The organism is Erythrobacter sp., assembly GCF_011765465.1.
Taxonomy (GTDB): domain Bacteria; phylum Pseudomonadota; class Alphaproteobacteria; order Sphingomonadales; family Sphingomonadaceae; genus Erythrobacter.
In genome coordinates this window covers 1,544,432-1,563,528 of sequence record NZ_CP050265.1, presented here as the reverse complement: position 1 = coordinate 1,563,528, position 19,097 = coordinate 1,544,432, and the positions used below count along the sequence as shown (strand labels likewise).

The following is a 19,097-nucleotide window of genomic DNA, read 5'->3' as shown; positions in this document are numbered from 1 at the left end:
CCTCAGGAACAGGTTAACCGCGCGTCGCGGCCGCATAAAGCGCGATCGCGGCGGCGTTCGAGACGTTGAGGCTTTCGATCACGTTCGAGATCGGCAGCCGCGCCAGCGCGTCGCAATGCGAGGCGACATTGGCGCGCAGCCCTTCGCCTTCGGCCCCCAGAACGATCGCGAGCGCTCCCTTGGGCATGGCCTCGGCGAGCGTCGCATCGGCCTCCCCGGTCATGCCGATACGCCAGTATCCGGCGTCGGCCAGCTCGCCCAGCGCGCGGGCGAGATTGACGACCCGCACCCACGGCACGGTCTCGAGCGCGCCCGATGCGGATTTGGCGACAACGCCGCTCTCGGGCGGGGCGTGGCGGTCCTGCGTCACGATCGCCGCGGCATTGAAAGCCGCGGCCGAACGCAGGATCGCGCCGACATTGTGCGGGTCCGTCACCTGGTCGAGCACGACGATCGGCCGCGCCGGATCGCCGGACGCGACATCGGCGAGGAAGACATCGTCCAGCGGCAGGCATTCGAGCACCAGCCCCTGGTGCGGCGCATCCTTCGCGACCAGCCGGGCAAGATCGGCGGCATCGGCATATTCGACCGGGAAATCGGGCGGCAATTCGCCGTCGAGGCTGTCGATGCCTTCGCGCGTGGCCCACAGCTTTCGGTGATCGCGGTTCGGGTTCTTCAGCGCCGCCTCGACGGGGTGGCGGCCCCACAGCCGCACATGGCCCGCGCTCGCCCGCCCGGACCCGCGCCCGCCCTTCATGCGCCCGGCGCGGCCCCTCAGCGCGCGCTTGCGTTCCTGTTTCGCCATTAGCCGTTCCATCCAAGCGAGCGTGAAGCGCCCCCCTGCCAGCAGGGCCATTGACAGGCAAGGCTCGCTTCGCCATTGGGGCGCCTCTCGGCAGCGCGGACGCCCCGTGCCCCGCGCTTCGCCGCCGACGGAAACCCGGCTTCGCCCGGCTTCCCGCAAGGCGGTTTCCCGACGGTGTGGACAGGTGGCCGAGTGGTTAAAGGCAGCAGACTGTAAATCTGCCCGCGCAAGCGTACGCTGGTTCGAATCCAGCCCTGTCCACCACCTTCTCCCCCGATTGCCCTCAGCCTTCGTCGCCGCCTCCTTCGCGAGGGGGCTGGAAACCGCGCCCGAAAGCGCGCAGGATTGCGGAGGGGCAGACATGGGAGGGAGGACAAATGGGGCAGGAGGTCGTCGCCGAGGGCTTCGCCGAGGCCGATTTCGCGCATTTCAAGACCCGCTTGACCGAAGAGACGCGCGCGCTGCGCGACGCGTTCGCCGCGGGGCAATTAGACGATGTAGGGCCGACCATCGGCCTCGAGCTCGAAGCGTGGCTGATCGACCACAATTTCTTCCCCGCGCCCCATAACCAGAGCTTTCTCGAGCGGCTCGGCGATCCCAATGTCGTCGCGGAATTGTCGCGCTTCAACATCGAGGTCAACGCGCCGGTGCTCGGCCTCGCGGGGAGCGACCTCGCGGTGATGCACGAGCACCTCAGCGAGACCATGCGCCGATGCGCCGCCAATGCGCATGACGACGTCTCGACCGTTGTCGCGATCGGCACGCTTCCGACCCTGCGCGAAGGCGACCTGTCGATAGAGGCGATGACCCCGATGAATCGCTATGCCGCGCTGAACCGCGAGATTCAGCGCGCGCGGGGCAACGCCCCGGTGGAGATCGACATAGCCGCGCCCGAACCCGGAGGCGAGCGCTTCGCTGCCTCCTATCGCGACGTCATGCTGGAGGCTGCGACGACTTCGCTGCAATTGCACCTGCAGGTCCCGGCCGCGCAGACGTCGCACTATTTCAACGCCTCGGTGATCCTGTCCGCGCCGCTGGTGGCGATCTCTGCCAATGCGCCTTTCCTGTTCGGTCGCAGGCTGTGGCAGGAAACGCGCATCCCGGTGTTCGAACAGGCGCTGGCCGGGGTCGAAGGGCCGCCCCGCGTGTCGATGGGGGCTGGCTACATGGAAAGCGATCCCACCGCGATCTTTGCCGAGAATTTGGCGGATTATCCGGTGATCCTGCCCGATTGCAGCGACGAACGCTCCGAAAGGTTCCCCTGCGTGAGGCTGCACAACGGGACGATCTGGCGCTGGGTGCGGCCGATCGTCGGCTTCGGCGCGAGCGGGCGGCCCCATGTGCGGATCGAGCAGCGGGTCATGGCGGCCGGCCCCAGCGTCTATGACATGATGGCGAACGCGGCGCTCTATTACGGCGCGGTCCATGCGCTCGCGCCGCGGGCCGAGAGGATGATGCGCGCGCTGCCTTTCGAGGCGGCTGTGCGGAACTTTTACGAAGCCGCGCAGCGTGGGCTCGATGCGACGTTCGAATGGCCGGGCGCTGCGTCGGGGCTGTCGGCGCGCGCGGTGCTCGACGGCCTCCTCCCGCTCGCCGAGGAGGGGCTGCACGATCTCGGCATGGATGCGAAACTGATCGAGAAATACCTCGGCGCCATCGCCGCACGGCTCGCCTGCGGGCGGACCGGGGCGGACTGGCAGGTGTCCGCTTATGAAAAGCACGGCGATTTCCACCGGATGGTCGCGGCCTATCTCGAGAACCAGCGCGTCGGCCTGCCGGTCCACGAATGGCCGCTGTGAGCGTCCTCCGATGCTGAAGCGCCGCGATACGCTTCCAGAGGGCTTTCTCGAAGCGCGCGCGGGCGAGCTGGCCGCAATGCTCGGTGGACCGACCCTGATCGAGCTGCCGGGAGAGCGCGCGGCCCCGCTGTTCGTCTCGATCCTGATGCACGGCAACGAGGATGTCGGCCTCGGCGCGATCCAGCGTGTGCTACGCGCATACGATGGGCGAAGCCTGCCGCGCGCGCTCATGCTGATGGTCGGCAATGTATCCGCTGCCGCGCAAGGCGTGCGCCGGCTCGACCACCAGCCCGATTTCAACCGGGTCTGGCCCGGCACGCTTGACCACGTGGGGACCGTCGAAGCGGCGATGATGGCCGAGATCCATGAGCGAGTTCTCGCGCGCGGGGCCTTCGCCGCGATCGACCTCCACAACAACACCGGGCGCAACCCGTTCTATTCGGTGATCTGCGAGCACAGGCCCGAGGTGCTCGAGCTGGCGGCCCGCTTCGCCCGGCGGGCCGTGCTGTTCCGCGGGGTTCCGGGGACGCAGACTGCATCCTTCGCCGGACACATTCCGGCCATGACCGCCGAATGCGGCAAGCCCGGCAGTCCGGCGCACGAGGAGGCGGCGGCGCGCTTCGTCGCGGACGTGCTGGAAAGCGAGACGCTCGGCGGGGACAGGGAAGGTGGCGCGCTCGACCTCTACCACACGCTCGGCGTGGTGCGCGTGCGTGAGGATGTGTCGCTGTCCTTCGCAGGGGAGGCCGCCGATCTCAGCCTCGCGCCCGACATCGACCGGCTCAATTTCGTCGAGACCGCGGCGGGCGAGGCGTTCGGCCGGGCGAGCCACCCGATGCCGTTGACCATGATCGACGAGGCGGGGCGCGATGTGGCGGAGGAGTTCTTCGCGGTCGAGCAGGGCGAATTGCGCCTCGCACGGCCCGTCACGCCCGCCATGCTGACCGGCGATCCGCAGATCGTGCGGCAGGACTGTCTCGGCTACCTGATGGAGCGGCTCGCCCCCGCCTGACCGCTTTCATGAAAAAGCCCCTGCCAGCGCGTCCGGGTCGCATGGGGACGCGCCGGCAGGGGCTATGGTCACGCCGCGATGGCTTCGGCCGCCTGCTCTTGCCAGGCCAGGCCCGGCAGGTAGCGGGCGTCGACCCGGCCATCCTTCAGCGTGAAAAGGTGGAGCCAGCCATTGTCGAACAGGGCGGCGACATCAGGGTGGCGTTCGAGCACGTCGATGATCGCCTCGCGCGGGGCCTCGATCATGACCGAAAGGCGCAGCGGCTCGTGAGCGAGCTTGTCGCCGTCGTGGACGCCCTGCCACGGCAGGCCGGGGCGCAGGCGGCCGCTATTGCCTTCGATGACACCGATCCCGCCGACGACGTTGTGGATCAGCTTGTTGCCGCCGCCGAAGGTTTCGGGCGCGACCGAGGAGCCGTAATATTGCAGGCTGATCCAGCTCGCGACCACCACCGGCGCGGTGATGATGAGTTCGAGCGTCGCGAAACCCTCGTCCGCCTGCCAGTCGTAGGAGTGGAGGAAGGCCCGCCCGCCGAGGTCGCGGCCCGTGGTCGCCTCGCGCGGGGCGGCGATGAAGGCAGCACACCCGGCAAGGCCCCATTCCGGACGGATCTCGGCCCAGTTTGTCGCCCGCGCCGGGACGCTCGACGCCTTCGCGCCGGGCATCCGCAGCGCGCGCTCGGCGCGGGTCATTTCGCCCGCCTGGGCAAGCCACTTGCGGACCTTGGCGAGGTCGGCTTCGCGGCCCGCAGTCTGGCCGTCTTCGTAGATCGTGATCGCATCGGTCGTCGTGTCGTGAAGGCCCGCGACGAAGAGCGTGTCCTCTGCCACCTCGATCCCGCGTTCCTTAAGCCCCGCGCGGGTTTCGGGATCGTTGAGCAGGACCGCGAGCAGGCGGGCGGAAACCTCGCCCGTGTAGCCGCCGCACGCGCCGCAATGATAGGCGCTTTCATGCGGGTTGTTGGTGACGTTGCCACCATGGCCGAGCAGCAGGACGATCTTGCCGTGGCCCTTGGTCAGACTCATCGCCCTGAGCACGGCTGCGCCGGTCTCGCCCTTGGTCGCCGCGTCGAGGCCGCCGATCACCTCGGGGGTGGGTTCGGTCTTGCCGTCCTTGGCCGCGAGGCCGAGGGCGGAGCGCAGCAGCTTGACCGAATAGAGCGGTCCCATCGCCTCGACGAAGGCGAAGGAGGACACCGCCGCCTGCCGGAACCGGCCCCAGGCGCGGCTTGCGCGCAGGGTAATCCGGTCGGCGCGATCCTTTTCGGGATCGCCCTGGCTGGTCGTCTCGATCGCCGGGTTGAGCAGGACCGGCAGGCGCGCCTCGACTGTGTCGGAGGCATGGCTGCGGTGGGCGAGCGGCAGGCCGAAGAACCCGGCGAAACCGATCGTCTCGATTGCCGGATCGACGCTTTCGAGCGCGCGGCGGAACACCTCGGAGCGCACGTCGATGCAGAAGGCCGCCTGCAGTTCGGGCCGCTCGGGAGAGTCCGCCTTGCCGTCGAGAGCAGCGGTAAGAGTGCGCTGGTGGGCGCGGTCCGCGGCGTCCTGCAGGATCGCGAGCACGACCTGTTCCGCCGAAGGCTCGACCGGCTGGGCGTGGGCGGCGACCGTCTCGGCCCAGCGTTCGGCGATGCCGGGGACGTGGGCGAGCAGCGCTTCCTCCCAGATCAGGCGGATCGCGAGCAGGTCGGCCATGGTGCGGTCGGTGTCTTCCTTGAGTTCGGCCTGCCACAGCATCCAGCGGGCGTGCTGCGACCAGCCGCCGAGATCCATCAGCAGCCGGTGGAAGGCGGTCTCGGCGGCCTCGTCGGTGATGCCGAGCGCCTCGGCGGCGAACAGGATCGCGCGTTCGGCGGTGTCGGGCGCTTCGGCGACATGGGCGCAGAAGCCTTCGAGCCCGGCGATTTCCGGCGTGAGGTCATGCATCGCCCAGGCGCGCCACGCGGTGAAGGCGTCGGTCCCCGGCGTCGGGGTCCACAGCGCCTGCCCGCGGTCGAAATGGCCCGCCGCCCACAGGCCGAAGGTCTTTTCGATGACCGAGGGCCAGTCCGTGCCGGTCGCCTCGGCAGCGAGGTCGGCGACGGTCGGCAGGGCGCGCGGCGCGGGGGAGGCTTCCGCATTGGTGGCGGCGACCTTGAGCGCGGAGACGCTCTTGGGCTTGTGCGGCGAGGTCGCGGCTTCGAGCGCGGCTTCGAGGTCGGCCTCGGTGATGCGCCCGGACCGGATCGCGGCAGTGTAATCCGCCGCCGTCTGGGTCGCGCGGCTGCCGCTCACCCGGGCAAGGCGCGCAGCGGCAGTGGCGAGGTCTTCCCTGGTCTGGCCGAGGAAAGGATTGACCGCAACCGTCGCGTCGAGCGGGAAGGCCGGGGGATCGCCCGCGCGGCGGCTTCGGCGGCTTCGAGGACCTTGGAAAGCCGGACCGGGGTGATCTGGGACTGCTTGAGGAACATGGCGTGTCTCCGGAGAAATCTGGTGTCGGGGCGATCAATTCGAGCGCGTCGTGCGGAAGCCGCCGATCGCCCGGTCGAGCAGCGCGTTCATGTAAAGGCCGTTCGCGAGGTGAACGCGCAGGCCAGCGGTCGAGGGGTGGTGCGCCCATTGCGGGAACAGCGCCTGGGCAAAGGCGACCACGCCGAATGAGACGACCGCGACCACGATCAGTGCCCATTCGAGATCGCCCGGGACCGGCGCAGCGGGAAGCAGCGGACCCCACGCGGCTTCGGACAGCACGTGGAAGGCGAAATAGGCGATCGCGGTGGCGAGCGAGGCCATCGCGGTGCGCTTGGTCAATTCCATCGGCGCACGGTCGGCGAGACCCTGGGCAACGAGGTAGGCGACCCCGAAGATCAGGATCGTGCCGAGCGCCAGCGCCTGCGCGCTCTTGGGCCCGAACAGCGCGGTGAAGGCGAAGGCGATGCCGCCGTAGAGCAGGATCGCAAGCCCGAAGCTCTTGAGCACCGCACCGAGATCGGCCGGGGCGACCGGGCCGGGCCGGCGGATGCTCGCGACATCCTCGACCGCGCCGCCCGAAGAGAGGAAGGCGTGCGCCTTGTAGAGCGAGTGCGCGACGATGTGCAGCAGCGCCAGCGTCCACAGGCCGAGCCCGCACTGGAGCAGCATGAAGCCCATCTGCGACACGGTCGACCAGGCGAGCGCCGTCTTGACCGCGCTCTGGGTGAGCATGACCGCCGCGCCGAACAGCGCGGTGAACCCGCCGAGCATGACGAGCGCGGCCATCGCGCCCGAACTCGACTGGACGAGCTCGGCATTGGCGATCAGCAGCACGCCGCCCGAATTGATGATGCCCGCGTGGAGGAGGGCCGAAACCGGAGTCGGCGCTTCCATCACCTCGGTCAGCCAGCCGTGCACCGGGAAGGCGGCGGTCTTGAGGCCCGCGGCGATGACGATGCAGGCGATCGCGGTGGTGGCGGCAAGGTCGATACCCTGCGCCGTGACCGAAGCGGCGAGAGCGGCGAGGTCTGTCGTTCCGTAAGTCAGCGCGAGGATGCCCGCCGCCGCGACGAGCGCGACATCGCCGAAGTGCCACACGATCGCGAACTTGGTCGCCGCGCGGTGCGCTTCGCGCCGTTCGGGATAGAACAGGAGCAGCTTGCGCAGGGTAAGCCCCACGAGGAAGGTCGCGATGGCGAGCGTGGTGAGGCTCGCGGCCTGCGCGAAGACCAGCACCGCGGCTAGCGTCGCCAGCATCAGGGCGTGGAACAGGCCCTCACGCTCCTCGCCGTCGAGATAGGTGCGGCTGTAGCGCATCACGATCCAGCCGATGAAGCCGACCAGACAGGCCATGGTGGCCGCGACGAGATCGGCGCGCAGGCCGACCGCGAACAGGCCGGAACCCGCCGCGATGCCTTCCGCCTGTCCGAGGATCGCCTCAACCAACCCCCCGATCGTCAGCCCGAAGGCGACCAGCGCCGCCGCTTCCGACAGGCGCGGCAGGGCGCCTGGACGCTTGCCCGGCCTGGCGAAGAGGGGAAGCGCTGCGAGCAGCAGCACTATCGGGGCGAGGAAGGACAGCGAGAGGTCGAAGGGCATGGTCGGTCTCCGTGAAAACAGTCGGAGGGCGGGATAGCGGGCCTCTCGCATCGATAAAATTTCATATTTTCGTTTGCATCGTTCTGTTTTATGGAACTGAGTTATGCTGAACCTTCACCACCTCCGCCTGTTCCGCGCGGTCGCCCGCGAAGGCACGCTCACCGGCGCGGCGAAGGCGCTCAACATCTCGCAGAGCGCGGTCTCGACCCAGATCAAGGCGCTCGAGGCATCGCTCGGCCACGACCTTTTCGAGCGGCGCGGGCGCAATCTCGTCCTGACCGAGGCGGGCCGGATCGCGCTCGACCATGCCGACGAGATTTTTCGCGCGGCCGATCATCTCTCTGCGACGTTGAAGAGCGCAGGGGGACAAAGGCGCGTGCTGCGGATCGGGGCGCTGGCGACGCTCAGCCGCAATTTCCAGATGGAGTTCATGGGGCCGCTGCTGGGACGCGAGGATGTCGAGGTGGTGCTGCGTTCGGGCACGCAGCGGACCCTGCTGCGCGAGCTGGAGGCGCTGTCGCTCGACGTGGTGCTGACCAATCTCCAGCCCGCGCGCGACGCGGCAAGCCCCTATCTCGTCACCCGCCTGGCCGAACAGGGGGTGAGCCTCGTCGGCCCGGCCGACACGCCCGCACGCGGCGACCTTGCCGAGCTGCTCGCAAACGAGGTGCTGATCCTGCCTACCCCGGAAACCGCGCTGAGGGCGGGGTTCGACGCGCTGCTCGACCGGATGGACATTGTCCCGCGGATCGCCGCAGAGGCCGACGACATGGCGATGCTCCGCCTGCTTGCCCGCAGCGGGGCGGGGCTCGCGGTGATCCCGCCGATCGTGGTGCAGGACGAACTCGCCAGCGGGGCGCTGGTCGAATTGTCGCGCCTGCCCGAGATCACCGAGGTGTTCTACGCGGTCACGATCCGCCGCCGCTTTCCCAACCCGCTGCTCGGCGAAGTGCTCGAACGGGCCGAGGGCGCGCTGGCCGATTGAGCGGGGGGGGGTGTGCACGGCCCTTGCGGCGCTTTCCGCCCGGCAGTAAGGCCCCGCGCTCCATCCGAGAGGCTTTCATGCACGAGCAGAACACCGCGCTCACCGGGCGCCCCGTCATCTCTTCCACCGGCCTGTTCACTCCGGCCGAATCGATCACCAACGCCGAACTGGTCGAAAGCTTCAATCGCTTCGTCGACCGCCACAATGCGGCCAACGCCGCCGCGATCGAAGCGGGCGAGGTCGAGCCGCTCCAGCATTCCTCGGTCGAGTTCATCGAAAAGGCGAGCGGGATCAAGGCGCGCCACGTCATGGCCAAGGCGCCGATCCTCGATCCTGACATCATGGCCCCGCGCTGGGACGAGCGGGGCAATGACGAGCTTTCGATCATGGCCGAGATCGGCGTCGCCGCCGCGCGCGAAGCGCTGGAGCGGGCCGGGCGCGATCCGAAAGATGTCGATGCGGTGCTGTGCGCGGCGTCCAATATGCAGCGGCCCTATCCGGCGATGGCGATCGAGATCCAGCAGGCGCTCGGCATCGAGGGCTTCGGCTTCGACATGAATGTCGCGTGCTCTTCGGCGACCTTCGGCATCCAGACCGCGGCGGACTATGTGCGCGCAGGGAATGCGAAGAGCGTGCTGGTGGTGAGCCCCGAAATCACCTCGGGCCACCTCAACTGGCGCGACCGGGACAGCCATTTCATCTTCGGCGACGTCGCCACCGCGGTGCTGGTCGAGGATGCGGCGATAGCCCCGAAGGCACATTGGGATATCCTCGGCACCAAGCTCAAGACGGTGTTCTCGAACAACATCCGCAACAATTTCGGCTTTCTCAACCGCGCCCATCCCGAAACCGCCGATGCGGCGGACAAGCTGTTCGTCCAGGAAGGACGCAAGGTGTTCAAGGAGGTCGTCCCCATGGTCGCGGCGATGATTCTCGAGGAAGCCGAGCGGCTGGGACTCGACCCGCAGGGGCTGCGGCGGCTGTGGCTGCATCAGGCGAACGCGGGGATGAACCGACTGATCGCGCACAAGGTGCTCGGCCACGAGGCGAACGAGGACGAGAGCCCGACCGTGCTCGACACCTACGGCAACACCTCGAGCGCGGGCTCGATCATCGCCTTTCACCTCCACAGCGAGGACATGGCGGCTGGAGACACCGGGCTCATCTGCAGCTTCGGTGCGGGCTATTCGGCGGGGACCGTGTTCGTGCGCAAGGCCGCCTGAACGCTTGCGGGAGCGCTTGCGGGAGTGGGCGCCAGACCCTAGATGCCCTTCATGGCAGGCGAAATATACGACAATCAGGGCCGCGGCGATGCCGCCTGGTCCTGGCCCCCGATCCATCCCGAGGGACGCAAATTCGGGCTGATCGCGGTTGCGATCGCCCTTGTGCCGTTGCTGCTCCTCGATTGGGAGATCCTCGGCTGGCCGCTGCTGCTGTTGTCGCTGGGCGTGTTCGCCTTCTTCCGCGATCCCGAAAGGGTCGTGCCGCAGGCCGAGAACGCGATCGTCGCGCCGGCCGACGGGCTCGTCTCGCTGATCGCGCAGGTCGAGCCGCCCGAGGAAATGGTCGCCGACGACGGGTCGGGCCATGCGGGCCTTTCTCCGGGGCCGGTCACGCGCATCTCGATCTTCATGAGCGTGTTCGATGTTCACATCAATCGCGCGCCCGTCGCGGGGACGATCCGGCGGCTGGTCTATATCCCCGGCAAGTTCATGAACGCCGACCTCGACAAGGCGAGCGAGGAGAACGAGCGCCAGCATATCCTGATCGAGCGCAGCGACGGCGTTTCCATCGCCTTTACCCAGATCGCGGGGCTCGTCGCGCGGCGAATCGTGCCTTTCGTGAAGCCCGGCGACACGGTCGCCAAGGGGCAGCGGGTCGGCCTCATCCGCTTCGGCAGCCGGGTCGATGTCTATCTGCCGGCCGGGACCGATCCGAAGGTGCTGATCGGGCAGAAGGTGATCGCGGGCGAGACGGTGCTTGCCGAACTCGGCACGCAGGGGCTGATCGAGGGCATCGCCCAGTGACCTCCACCGTTACCGAGGCCGAAGGGCCGAGGCGCGGGTGAGCCGGCCGCCGCGCCGCAAGGGCGGGCCGGTGGTGCCTGCGCGCATCGGCCCCAAGGCGGCCGAGGACGAGGACGGCAAGGCCGCTCCCGACGCGACCGGACTGACGCTGCGCGCCATGCTGCCCAATGCGATCACCGCCGCGGCGCTATGTTCGGGGCTGACCGGCATCCGTTTCGCCATCGAAGGCGAGTGGGCCTATGCCGTGCTCGCGGTGATCCTTGCAGGCGTGCTCGACGGGATCGACGGGCGCATCGCGCGGCTGCTCAACGCCCAGTCGCGCTTCGGCGCCGAACTCGACAGTCTCGCCGATTCGCTCTCCTTCGGCATGGCGCCTGCGATCATCCTTTACCTGTGGTCCTTGCAGGACTTCGAGCGTTTCGGCTGGTTCGCAGCGCTCGCCTTCGCGATCTGCTGCGCGCTGCGGCTCGCCCGTTTCAACGCGCGGATCGATGTCGACGACCAGCCGCACAAGTCGGCCGGCTTTCTTACCGGCGTGCCCGCGCCGGTCGGGGCGGGCCTCGCCTTTGCACCGTTCTACCTGTGGCAGGAAACGGGCTTCGCCCTGTTCCGCGATCCGGTCGCGCTGTCGGCGTGGCTCGCGTTGATCGCGGTGCTGATGATCTCGAACATGGCGACGCTGAGCTGGGCGGTGGTCCGCCCGCGCCGCAATATCCGCCTGTTCCTGATCGCGCTCGCCGCGCTGTTCTTCGCCGCTCTCCTGCTTGAACCGTGGTGGTCGCTCGCCACCATCAGCCTCGGCTATCTCGCGATGATGCCCTACGGCCTCGTCCGCTATGGCCGGATCAAGCGGCGCCGCGCAGCCGAAGCGCGTGAGCGGGCCGATCCACAGCCGCAAGGCTAGGGCGAAGCGCGCGCGCCCGGCTGCGGCGCAGGCGCATTTCGCGATGTTCGACTTCGGGAACGAAGCCCGCCGCCAGCAGCGCGCGTTCGCGCCGGATCGAGGCCAGCGCGTGCCGCGCCCGCAGCCAGGAATCGACCAGCGTAAGGATTGTGGCGATCGCGGCGATGGTGACGAGAGCGGCGATGGCGGTTGCGATCATGGCGGAGTCCCCTGATTCGTGCGTTCAATCTTTGTTCTGCACGCCTTGTTCCTTAAGTGTTCTCCCGGGTCAAGCGTTTTGTTCCGTGAATGTTCCACGTGTAACATTTCGGTGGCTTTTTGCCCGCCGAGCGGCTAGGGCGCGCGGCACTCGTGACCGGCGAGGCGCGAATCGCGTCCCGCACCGGCCGCGAAATTCACATGGAAGGCGCACATACCGGTGCCGCAGGCGGGCGATCCGCACGCGGTTCCAGCTTTCCAGAGGAACAACCGGAAAGGAAATACCTATGGCGGCCACCACCGTCACCATGCAGCAATTGATCGAGGCCGGCGCGCACTTCGGCCACCAGACCCACCGCTGGAACCCGCGGATGAAGCCGTACATCTTCGGCGCCCGCAACGGTGTTCACATCATCGACCTGTCGCAGACCGTGCCGCTGTTCGCGCGCGCGCTCGATTTCGTCGAACAGACCGTCCGTGCGGGTGGCAAGGTGCTGTTCGTCGGCACGAAGCGCCAGGCGCAGGAGCCGATCGCGGAAGCCGCGCGCGCTTCGGGCCAGCACTTCGTCAACCACCGCTGGCTCGGCGGGATGCTGACCAACTGGAAGACGATCAGCCAGTCGATCCGCCGGTTGAAGACGCTCGAGGAACAGCTCTCGGGCGACACGCACGGCCTCACCAAGAAGGAAATCCTCCAGCTCACCCGCGAACGCGACAAGCTGGAACTTTCGCTCGGCGGCATCCGCGACATGGGCGGCATCCCGGACGTGATGTTCGTGATCGACGCCAACAAGGAAGACCTCGCGATCAAGGAGGCCGCCGTGCTCGGCATCCCGGTGATCGCGGTGCTCGACACCAATGTCGACCCGACCGGAATCGCCTTCCCCGTACCCGGCAATGACGATGCGAGCCGTGCGGTTCGCCTCTACTGCCAGGCGGTCGGCGAAGCGGCGCGTGCGGGCAAGGGCGGCGCGGCCTACGAATCGGGCGATGATGTCGGCGCGATGGCCGAACCGCCCGCGGAAGCCGCTGCCGAGGAAGCTCCGGCCGAAAGCGCCTGAGGCGATTCCCGCGCGTCAATCGCGCGTCACAATCAACGACTAGCGCGCCGGGCATCATCCAATGGGTGAACCCCGATGCCCGGGCGCCCACACCACGTAAAGGAAACCGAACATGGCCGATTTCACCGTCGCCGATGTGAAGAAGCTGCGCGAGAAGACCGGCGCAGGCATGATGGACGCCAAGAAGGCGCTGACCGAAGCGAATGGCGACATCGAGGCCGCCGTCGACGCGCTGCGCGCCAAGGGTCTTGCCACCGCCCAGAAGAAGTCGAGCCGCACCGCGGCCGAAGGTCTTGTCGGCGTCGCCGTCGAAGGGACCAAGGGCGTTGCGGTCGAGGTCAACTCGGAAACCGACTTCGTCGCCAAGAACGACAAGTTCCAGGACTTCGTGCGCAAGACCACCGCGGTCGCGCTCGGCCTCGGCAATGACGATGTCGAGGCGCTCAAGGCTGCCGGCTATCCCGATGGCGGGACCGTTGCCGACAAGCTGACCGACAATGTCGCCACCATCGGCGAGAACCAGCAGATTCGCCGCGTCAAGACGATCTCGGTGACGCAGGGCGCGGTCGTGCCTTACGTCCACAACACCGTTTCGCCCGAAGCGCAGGATCTCGGCAAGATCGGCGTGCTCGTCGCGCTCGAAGGCGATGCCTCCGCCGACGTGCTCGCCACGCTCGGCCGCGACATCGCGCAGCACGCCGCCGCCATGTTCCCGCAGGCGCTCGACGCCGACGGGCTCGACCCGCAAGTGATCGAGCGCGAGCGCGCGATCGCCCGCGAAAAGGCGGCCGAAAGCGGCAAGCCCGAGAACGTCCAGGAAAAGATGGTCGAAGGCGCGGTCAAGAAATACGCCAAGGAAAACGCGCTTCTGAGCCAGGTCTTCGTCAAGGACGGCAAGGCCACGGTCGAGGAATACGTCGCGCGCACCGCCAAGGAAGCGGGCGCCACGATCAAGCTCGTCGACTTCGTGCGCTTCCAGCTCGGCGAAGGCATCGAGAAGGAAGAAAGCGACTTCGCAGCCGAAGTCGCGGCTGCCGTCGGCGGCTGAACTTCGCCTCTTCGCGCATTGAAAGGCCGTCGGGGTTTCACGCCCCGGCGGCCTTTTCGCGTCTGGGGTCAGAGCGCCGACTGCCTCTCGATCGCCTCGCTGGCAGGCGACAGAGTGAACACCATCCCGTCCTCTCCGACAACGATCTCGCCGCCGAACCTGTCCGGCGCATCGCCGAGGAAGGCGGGATGGAGAAAGGCGCTCGGCAAGGGCGGGACTAGGTGGGAGAGCACGAGCATCCGCGCGCCCGCCGCCTCGGCGCTCGCCGCCGCGTCCTCGGGCGAGGCGTGGTAGTCGAGGATGTCGCGCGTGATCGTCGCGACATTTTCGTCGCCATTGTCTTCCAGTGCGTCGGTGAGGTGGCGCACCAGTTTCGGCTGGAGCGCATCATGGACGAGGATGTCCGCGCCCTTGGCCATGCGCTCGACCATGTCGGTCCGGGCGGAATCGCCGCTGATGACGACCGAGCGCCCCTTGTAATCGAAGCGGTAGCCGACAGAGGGCCGCACCGGATCGTGATCGACCGGAAAGGCGGTGACGGTCAGTCCGCCCTCGTCGAGCACCACGACCGGCTCCGCGCCGATCTCGAAGGGCAGGGCGGTCAGCCCTCCGCCGCTGGACGGGACGATGTTCTCGCCGTGGTGCGCGACGCGGTAGGAGTGGTCGAGCGAATAGGCCATGTTGAAGCCTTCGACCACGGTTTCGACCCCTTGCGCGCCGTGAACCGGCAGCGGAGCGGCCTTGGTCCCTTGCGTCCAGTAGAGCAGCGCGAGCGGGCCGATTCCGTCGATGTGGTCGGAATGGAAATGGGTCAGCAAGAGGCCGTCGAGCGAGGCAAGATCGAAGCCCATCAGGTTGAGATTGCGCGCGCCGCCTTCGCCGATGTCGACGACATAGGCCCGGTCCCCCGCGACCACGAGATTGCAAGGCCCGGCACGCTCGGGATCGGGCAGGGGGGAGCCGGTGCCGCACAGGGCGAGATGCAGCCCCTCCCCGAACTGAAGCCCCGGCCCGCCGGCCCGCTCCGCGGCGGCGCTGGCGAAGGCGCGCTCGCCCAGCGGGCGCTGGAACACGAAGACGAGCACCGCCACGCCCACCAGAAGCGCGCAGATGCCGAGCGCAATCCATTTCTTCACCGGCCCGTTCCCCCAACCTTTCCCCCAACCTTTCCCTTTGCGCGGCCTATCCTGCGTGTCTAAGGGAAGCCGCAAGGATAACTCCAAGCGGACAATTGTCACCCATGCCCATTCCCGAGACCAAGCGCGTCCTCCTGAAGCTTTCCGGCGAGGTGCTGATGGGGGAACAGGAATACGGCATCGACCCTGAATATGTCGCGCGCCTCGCCGAAGAGGTGAAGGCAGCGAAGGACGGCGGGCTCGAGGTCTGCCTCGTCATCGGCGGGGGCAATATCTTCCGCGGGATCGCGGGGGCGGCCAAGGGGCTCGACCGCACGACCGGCGATTACATGGGGATGCTCGCGACCGTGATGAACGCGCTCGCGATGCAGAACGCGCTCGAAAAGCTGGGCGTGCAGACCCGCGTTCAGTCGGCGATCCCGATGTCCAGCGTGTGCGAGCCCTACATCCGAAGGCGCGCCGAGCGGCATCTCGAAAAGGGGCGGATCGTGATCTTCGCCGCGGGCACGGGCAATCCCTTTTTCACTACCGATACCGGCGCGGCGCTGCGCGCGGCGGAGATGAACTGCGACCTCTTGATGAAGGGGACCAGCGTCGACGGCGTCTATGACAGCGATCCCAAGCACAACCCTGAGGCCACCCGCTTCGAGACGGTGAGCTATGACCACGTCCTGTCGCAGAACCTCAAGGTAATGGATGCGACGGCGGTGGCGCTTTGCCGGGAAAACGATATCCCGATAGTGGTGTTTTCGATCCGCGAAAAAGGCAATGTTGCGCGCGTGCTTTCGGGCGAGGGCGTGCAGACGATAGTGAAGAAGGACGATTGATCCATGCCGCAATATGACAAGGCCGATATCGAGCGCCGGATGAAGGGCGCCGTGGATTCCCTGAAGAGCGACCTTGCAGGGCTTCGTACGGGCCGCGCCAATACCAGCCTGCTCGATCCGGTGCAGGTCGAGGTCTATGGTTCCATGATGCCGCTGAACCAGGTCGCGACCGTCTCCGCGCCCGAGCCGCGGATGCTGAGCGTGCAGGTGTGGGACAAGTCGAACCTCACCGCAGTCGAAAAGGGAATCGCCCACGCCAATCTCGGTTTGAACCCGATGATCGACGGCCAGACCATCCGCCTGCCGCTACCCGACCTCACCGAGGAACGGCGCAAGGAACTCGCCAAGCTTGCCGGGCAATATGCCGAGAAGGCCAAGGTCGCGATCCGCAACGTGCGTCGTGACGGAATGGAAGCGCTCAAGGCCGACGAGAAGAAGAAGGAAATCTCCGAGGACGACCGCAAGCGGATGGAAGACGAGGTCCAGAAGCTGACCGACAAGCACGTCGCCGAAGCCGACGAGGCAGCGGCGAAAAAGGAAAAGGAAATCCTCACGCAGTAAGCTCCGGCGCGTGACGGACTTTCCGTCTGGAGGCACTATGGGCGCCACGCCCGCGACAAAAGAGGCCCGCGCCCGCGTCTCCGGCGGGGAGGATCCGCGCGCGCGCCATGTCGCGATCATCATGGACGGGAACGGGCGCTGGGCGAAAAAGCGCGGCCTGCCCCGTGCGGTCGGCCACCAGCGCGGGGTCGAGGCGGTGCGCCGGCTGGTGCGCGGGCTCGAGCCGATGAATCTCGAATGCCTGACGCTCTACGCCTTCTCATCCGAGAATTGGAAGCGCTCGCACGACGAGGTCGACGACCTGATGAACCTGATGCGCAAGTTCATCAAATCCGACCTTGAGGAATTCGTCGCGAACGGCGTGAAGCTGAAAATCATCGGCGATTGGCAGGCCCTCGCGCCTGATATCGTCGCCATGCTCGAGGACGCGCTCGCGCGCACCGCGAACGGCAGGCAGACGCTCGCAGTGGCGCTCAATTACGGCGGCAAGCATGAAATCGCCCGCGCCGCGGCCAAGGCGGCGGCGAAGGGCGCGGTCACGCCCGAGACGATCGAGGCCGAACTCGACACCCACGACCTGCCGCCGCTCGACCTGCTGATCCGCACCAGCGGCGAAATTCGCCTGTCGAATTTCCTGCTGTGGCAGGCGGCCTATGCCGAGATGCTCTTCGTCGACACGCTCTGGCCCGATTTCAAGCCGGAACACCTCGCGCAGGCGCTCGACGATTTCGCGCGGCGGGAGCGGCGCTATGGCGGGCGCTGAACCGCGCCTTACGCGGCTGCGTTCGGTCGGCACGGACCTGTCGGTGCGGCTGGCCTCGGCGGTGGTCATGGTGGCAGTCGCGGGCGCGGCGCTGTGGCTCGGCGGCTGGGTGTGGTTCGGCTTTTGCGCGATCCTCGCTCTCGGCGTGCTGTGGGAATGGAACCGGATCGTAAAGGCTTTCGCGGGCGGGCCGCTGGCCGAAATCGCATGGCTGTTCGGCGGGGCCTGCTATGTCGGCGGGGCGGCGCTCGCCATGATCATGGTGCGTAGCGGGGCCTTGGCGGCGGAGGGCGGCGGTTACAGCGCCGTCGTGGTTCTGGCGAGCTTCCTTGCGCCCATCGTGGCGGTGGATGTCGGCGCCTATTTCGCCGGGCGCATGATCGGCGGGCCGAAGATCGCGCCCAAGATCAGCCCGTCCAAGACCTGGGCGGGGCTCGGCGGCGGAGCGTTCGCGGCGAGCTGCGTGGCGATATTCAACGAGGTGCTCGACATCGGTCCGGGCGGAACGATACCTGGCGTTTCGGGGTCAGGGATTGCGTTAGCGGTGCTTGCAGGCGTGCTGATCGCAGTGGTCGCGCAGGCCGGGGATTTCTTCGAAAGCTGGATGAAACGGCGCGCCGGGGTCAAGGATTCGAGCGGCTTGATACCGGGCCACGGGGGGCTGTTCGACCGGCTCGACGGGTTCATCGCGGTGTTCTTCGTGCTGTTTGTGGTTGCCCTCCTGCCCGCTTATCTGGGATGAGACGGGCATGAGAACGCTTACGCTCCTGGGCGCGACCGGATCGATCGGGGCATCGACCCTCGACCTTGTGCGCCGCAACCGCACCGACTGGCGCATCGAGGCGCTGACCGCCAATTGCTCGGCGCGCGAACTGGCCGCGCTGGCGGTGGAATTCGAAGCCAAGCTGGCAGTGGTTGGGGACGAGACCTGCCTGCCCGAATTGAGGGACGCGCTCGCCGGAACGGGCATCGAGGCCGCCGGTGGCCCGCGCGCCTTGTGCGAGGCGGCGGCGCGGCCCGCCGACCTCACTGTCGCCGCGATCGTCGGCTGCGCGGGGCTCGGCCCGGTCATGGCCGCGATCGAGCGCGGCGGCACGGTCGCGCTCGCCAACAAGGAGGCGCTGGTTTCCGCAGGCGAGGTGATGACCGCCGCAGTGGCGAGGCACGGCGCGACCCTGCTTCCGACCGACAGCGAGCATAACGCGATATTCCAGTGCCTTGCGGGCAACAGCTTGGACGATGTTGCAAGGATCACGCTGACCGCGAGCGGCGGCCCCTTGCGCACCTGGTCGAAAGACCAACTCGCCAAGGCCACGCCCGCGCAGGCGGTCGCCCATCCCAACTGGTCGATGGGGGCGAAGATCAGCGTCGATTCGGCGACGATGATGAACAAGGGGCTCGAATTCATCGAGGCGCACCATCTCTTCCCGGTCGGGCTCGACCGGTTGCGCATCGTCGTTCACCCGCAGAGCGTTATCCATTCCATGGTCGAATACCGCGACCGCTCGACGCTCGCCCAGCTCGGTCCGTCCGATATGCGCGTGCCGATCGCATCGTGCCTCGCCTGGCCCGCGCGGATGGAGACGCCATTGGAACCGCTCGATCTCGCCGCGATCGGGGAACTCACCTTCTTCGCACCGGACGAGGTGCGCTTTCCCGCGACACGGCTCGCGCGCGAGGCGATTCACGAAGGCGGCGGCGCGCCCGCCGTGCTCAACGCCGCGAACGAGGTCGCGGTCGCGGCCTTCCTCGCCGGTCAGATTGGGTTCAGCCGGATTACGGCAGTGGTGGAGGACACGATGAGCCGCCACCGCGCGGCCGCCCCCGGCAATCTCGACGACGTGCTGGCCCTCGACACCGAGGCGCGCGCCCATGCGGGGGAGATACTGGAGACCTTCGCCCTTGTTTGAATCGCCCCC

The 19,097-nt window shown here is 67.7% G+C and carries 18 protein-coding genes and 1 tRNA gene; 14 read left to right on the top strand and 5 right to left on the bottom strand.

Going from position 1 to position 19,097, the window contains the following annotated elements; genetic code table 11:
* Nucleotides 1-13: 13 nt before the first annotated feature.
* Nucleotides 14-856, bottom strand: coding sequence for an RNA methyltransferase (locus tag G9473_RS07455; protein WP_291137908.1), 843 nt, complete (start codon nucleotides 854-856; stop codon nucleotides 14-16).
* Between the two features lie 127 nt (nucleotides 857-983).
* Between G9473_RS07455 and G9473_RS07450 the strand changes: the two genes are divergently transcribed.
* From G9473_RS07450 to G9473_RS07440, 3 genes are all read left to right on the top strand, one after another.
* Nucleotides 984-1,069, top strand: a tRNA-Tyr gene (locus tag G9473_RS07450).
* A 113-nt stretch (nucleotides 1,070-1,182) separates the two neighbouring features.
* Nucleotides 1,183-2,604, top strand: a complete 1,422-nt coding sequence (locus G9473_RS07445; protein WP_291137906.1) for a hypothetical protein — start codon at nucleotides 1,183-1,185, stop codon at nucleotides 2,602-2,604.
* Between the two features lie 10 nt (nucleotides 2,605-2,614).
* The gene (locus G9473_RS07440) at nucleotides 2,615-3,616 is read left to right on the top strand and encodes a M14 family metallopeptidase (protein WP_291137903.1); all 1,002 of its coding nucleotides are present in this window, start codon (nucleotides 2,615-2,617) and stop codon (nucleotides 3,614-3,616) included.
* A gap of 68 nt (nucleotides 3,617-3,684) precedes the next feature.
* Here G9473_RS07440 and G9473_RS07435 read toward each other — a convergent pair whose 3' ends face one another.
* Complete coding sequence (locus G9473_RS07435; protein ID WP_291138315.1) at nucleotides 3,685-6,087, bottom strand: YbcC family protein; 2,403 nt, start codon at nucleotides 6,085-6,087, stop codon at nucleotides 3,685-3,687.
* Between the two features lie 15 nt (nucleotides 6,088-6,102).
* Nucleotides 6,103-7,668 (bottom strand): proton-conducting transporter membrane subunit, encoded by a 1,566-nt coding sequence (locus G9473_RS07430; RefSeq protein WP_291137900.1) that lies wholly within the window; start codon nucleotides 7,666-7,668, stop codon nucleotides 6,103-6,105.
* Between the two features lie 103 nt (nucleotides 7,669-7,771).
* Here G9473_RS07430 and G9473_RS07425 point away from each other — a divergent pair, with 103 nt between their 5' ends.
* The 4 genes from G9473_RS07425 to pssA all read left to right on the top strand — a co-directional run bounded on the left by G9473_RS07425 (nucleotide 7,772) and on the right by pssA (nucleotide 11,584).
* Nucleotides 7,772-8,653: a LysR family transcriptional regulator gene (locus tag G9473_RS07425; RefSeq protein ID WP_291137897.1), complete on the top strand. Its 882-nt coding sequence runs from the start codon at nucleotides 7,772-7,774 to the stop codon at nucleotides 8,651-8,653.
* Nucleotides 8,654-8,730: 77 nt separating this feature from the next.
* Nucleotides 8,731-9,876, top strand: coding sequence for a beta-ketoacyl-ACP synthase III (locus G9473_RS07420; protein WP_291137894.1), 1,146 nt, complete (start codon nucleotides 8,731-8,733; stop codon nucleotides 9,874-9,876).
* Between the two features lie 51 nt (nucleotides 9,877-9,927).
* Entirely contained in the window at nucleotides 9,928-10,680 is a 753-nt protein-coding gene (locus tag G9473_RS07415) for a phosphatidylserine decarboxylase (protein WP_291137891.1), read from the top strand.
* Between the two features lie 85 nt (nucleotides 10,681-10,765).
* A complete protein-coding gene (gene pssA, locus G9473_RS07410; RefSeq protein WP_291138312.1) occupies nucleotides 10,766-11,584 on the top strand; it encodes a CDP-diacylglycerol--serine O-phosphatidyltransferase in 819 nt (272 codons plus the stop codon).
* Here pssA and G9473_RS07405 read toward each other — a convergent pair.
* On the bottom strand, nucleotides 11,526-11,783 hold the full coding sequence (locus tag G9473_RS07405) for a hypothetical protein (protein ID WP_291137888.1): 258 nt from the start codon (nucleotides 11,781-11,783) through the stop codon (nucleotides 11,526-11,528). The two genes, pssA and G9473_RS07405, sit on opposite strands and share 59 nt — an antisense overlap.
* Before the next feature lie 286 nt (nucleotides 11,784-12,069).
* Here G9473_RS07405 and rpsB point away from each other — a divergent pair, with 286 nt between their 5' ends.
* Both rpsB and tsf read left to right on the top strand, forming a co-directional pair.
* On the top strand, nucleotides 12,070-12,843 hold the full coding sequence (gene rpsB, locus G9473_RS07400; RefSeq protein WP_291137885.1) for a 30S ribosomal protein S2: 774 nt from the start codon (nucleotides 12,070-12,072) through the stop codon (nucleotides 12,841-12,843).
* 112 nt (nucleotides 12,844-12,955) lie between these two features.
* Nucleotides 12,956-13,891 (top strand): translation elongation factor Ts, encoded by a 936-nt coding sequence (tsf, locus tag G9473_RS07395; protein ID WP_291137882.1) that lies wholly within the window; start codon nucleotides 12,956-12,958, stop codon nucleotides 13,889-13,891.
* A gap of 68 nt (nucleotides 13,892-13,959) precedes the next feature.
* Here the strand turns inward: tsf and G9473_RS07390 are convergent, their stop codons facing one another.
* Nucleotides 13,960-15,027: an MBL fold metallo-hydrolase gene (locus G9473_RS07390; RefSeq protein WP_291137879.1), complete on the bottom strand. Its 1,068-nt coding sequence runs from the start codon at nucleotides 15,025-15,027 to the stop codon at nucleotides 13,960-13,962.
* Nucleotides 15,028-15,131: 104 nt separating this feature from the next.
* On the opposite strand from G9473_RS07390, the gene pyrH reads away from it, so the two are divergent.
* From pyrH to dxr, 5 genes are all read left to right on the top strand, one after another.
* Nucleotides 15,132-15,854: a UMP kinase gene (gene pyrH, locus G9473_RS07385; RefSeq protein ID WP_291137876.1), complete on the top strand. Its 723-nt coding sequence runs from the start codon at nucleotides 15,132-15,134 to the stop codon at nucleotides 15,852-15,854.
* Nucleotides 15,855-15,857: 3 nt separating this feature from the next.
* Complete coding sequence (gene frr, locus G9473_RS07380) at nucleotides 15,858-16,415, top strand: ribosome recycling factor (RefSeq protein ID WP_291137873.1); 558 nt, start codon at nucleotides 15,858-15,860, stop codon at nucleotides 16,413-16,415.
* Between the two features lie 121 nt (nucleotides 16,416-16,536).
* Complete coding sequence (uppS, locus tag G9473_RS07375) at nucleotides 16,537-17,178, top strand: polyprenyl diphosphate synthase (protein ID WP_291138309.1); 642 nt, start codon at nucleotides 16,537-16,539, stop codon at nucleotides 17,176-17,178.
* On the top strand, nucleotides 17,165-17,920 hold the full coding sequence (locus tag G9473_RS07370) for a phosphatidate cytidylyltransferase (protein ID WP_291137870.1): 756 nt from the start codon (nucleotides 17,165-17,167) through the stop codon (nucleotides 17,918-17,920). Before uppS ends, G9473_RS07370 begins: the two co-directional genes overlap by 14 nt.
* Nucleotides 17,921-17,927: 7 nt before the next feature.
* On the top strand, nucleotides 17,928-19,088 hold the full coding sequence (gene dxr / locus G9473_RS07365) for a 1-deoxy-D-xylulose-5-phosphate reductoisomerase (RefSeq protein ID WP_291137866.1): 1,161 nt from the start codon (nucleotides 17,928-17,930) through the stop codon (nucleotides 19,086-19,088).
* The last annotated feature ends 9 nt before the right edge of the window (nucleotides 19,089-19,097 follow it).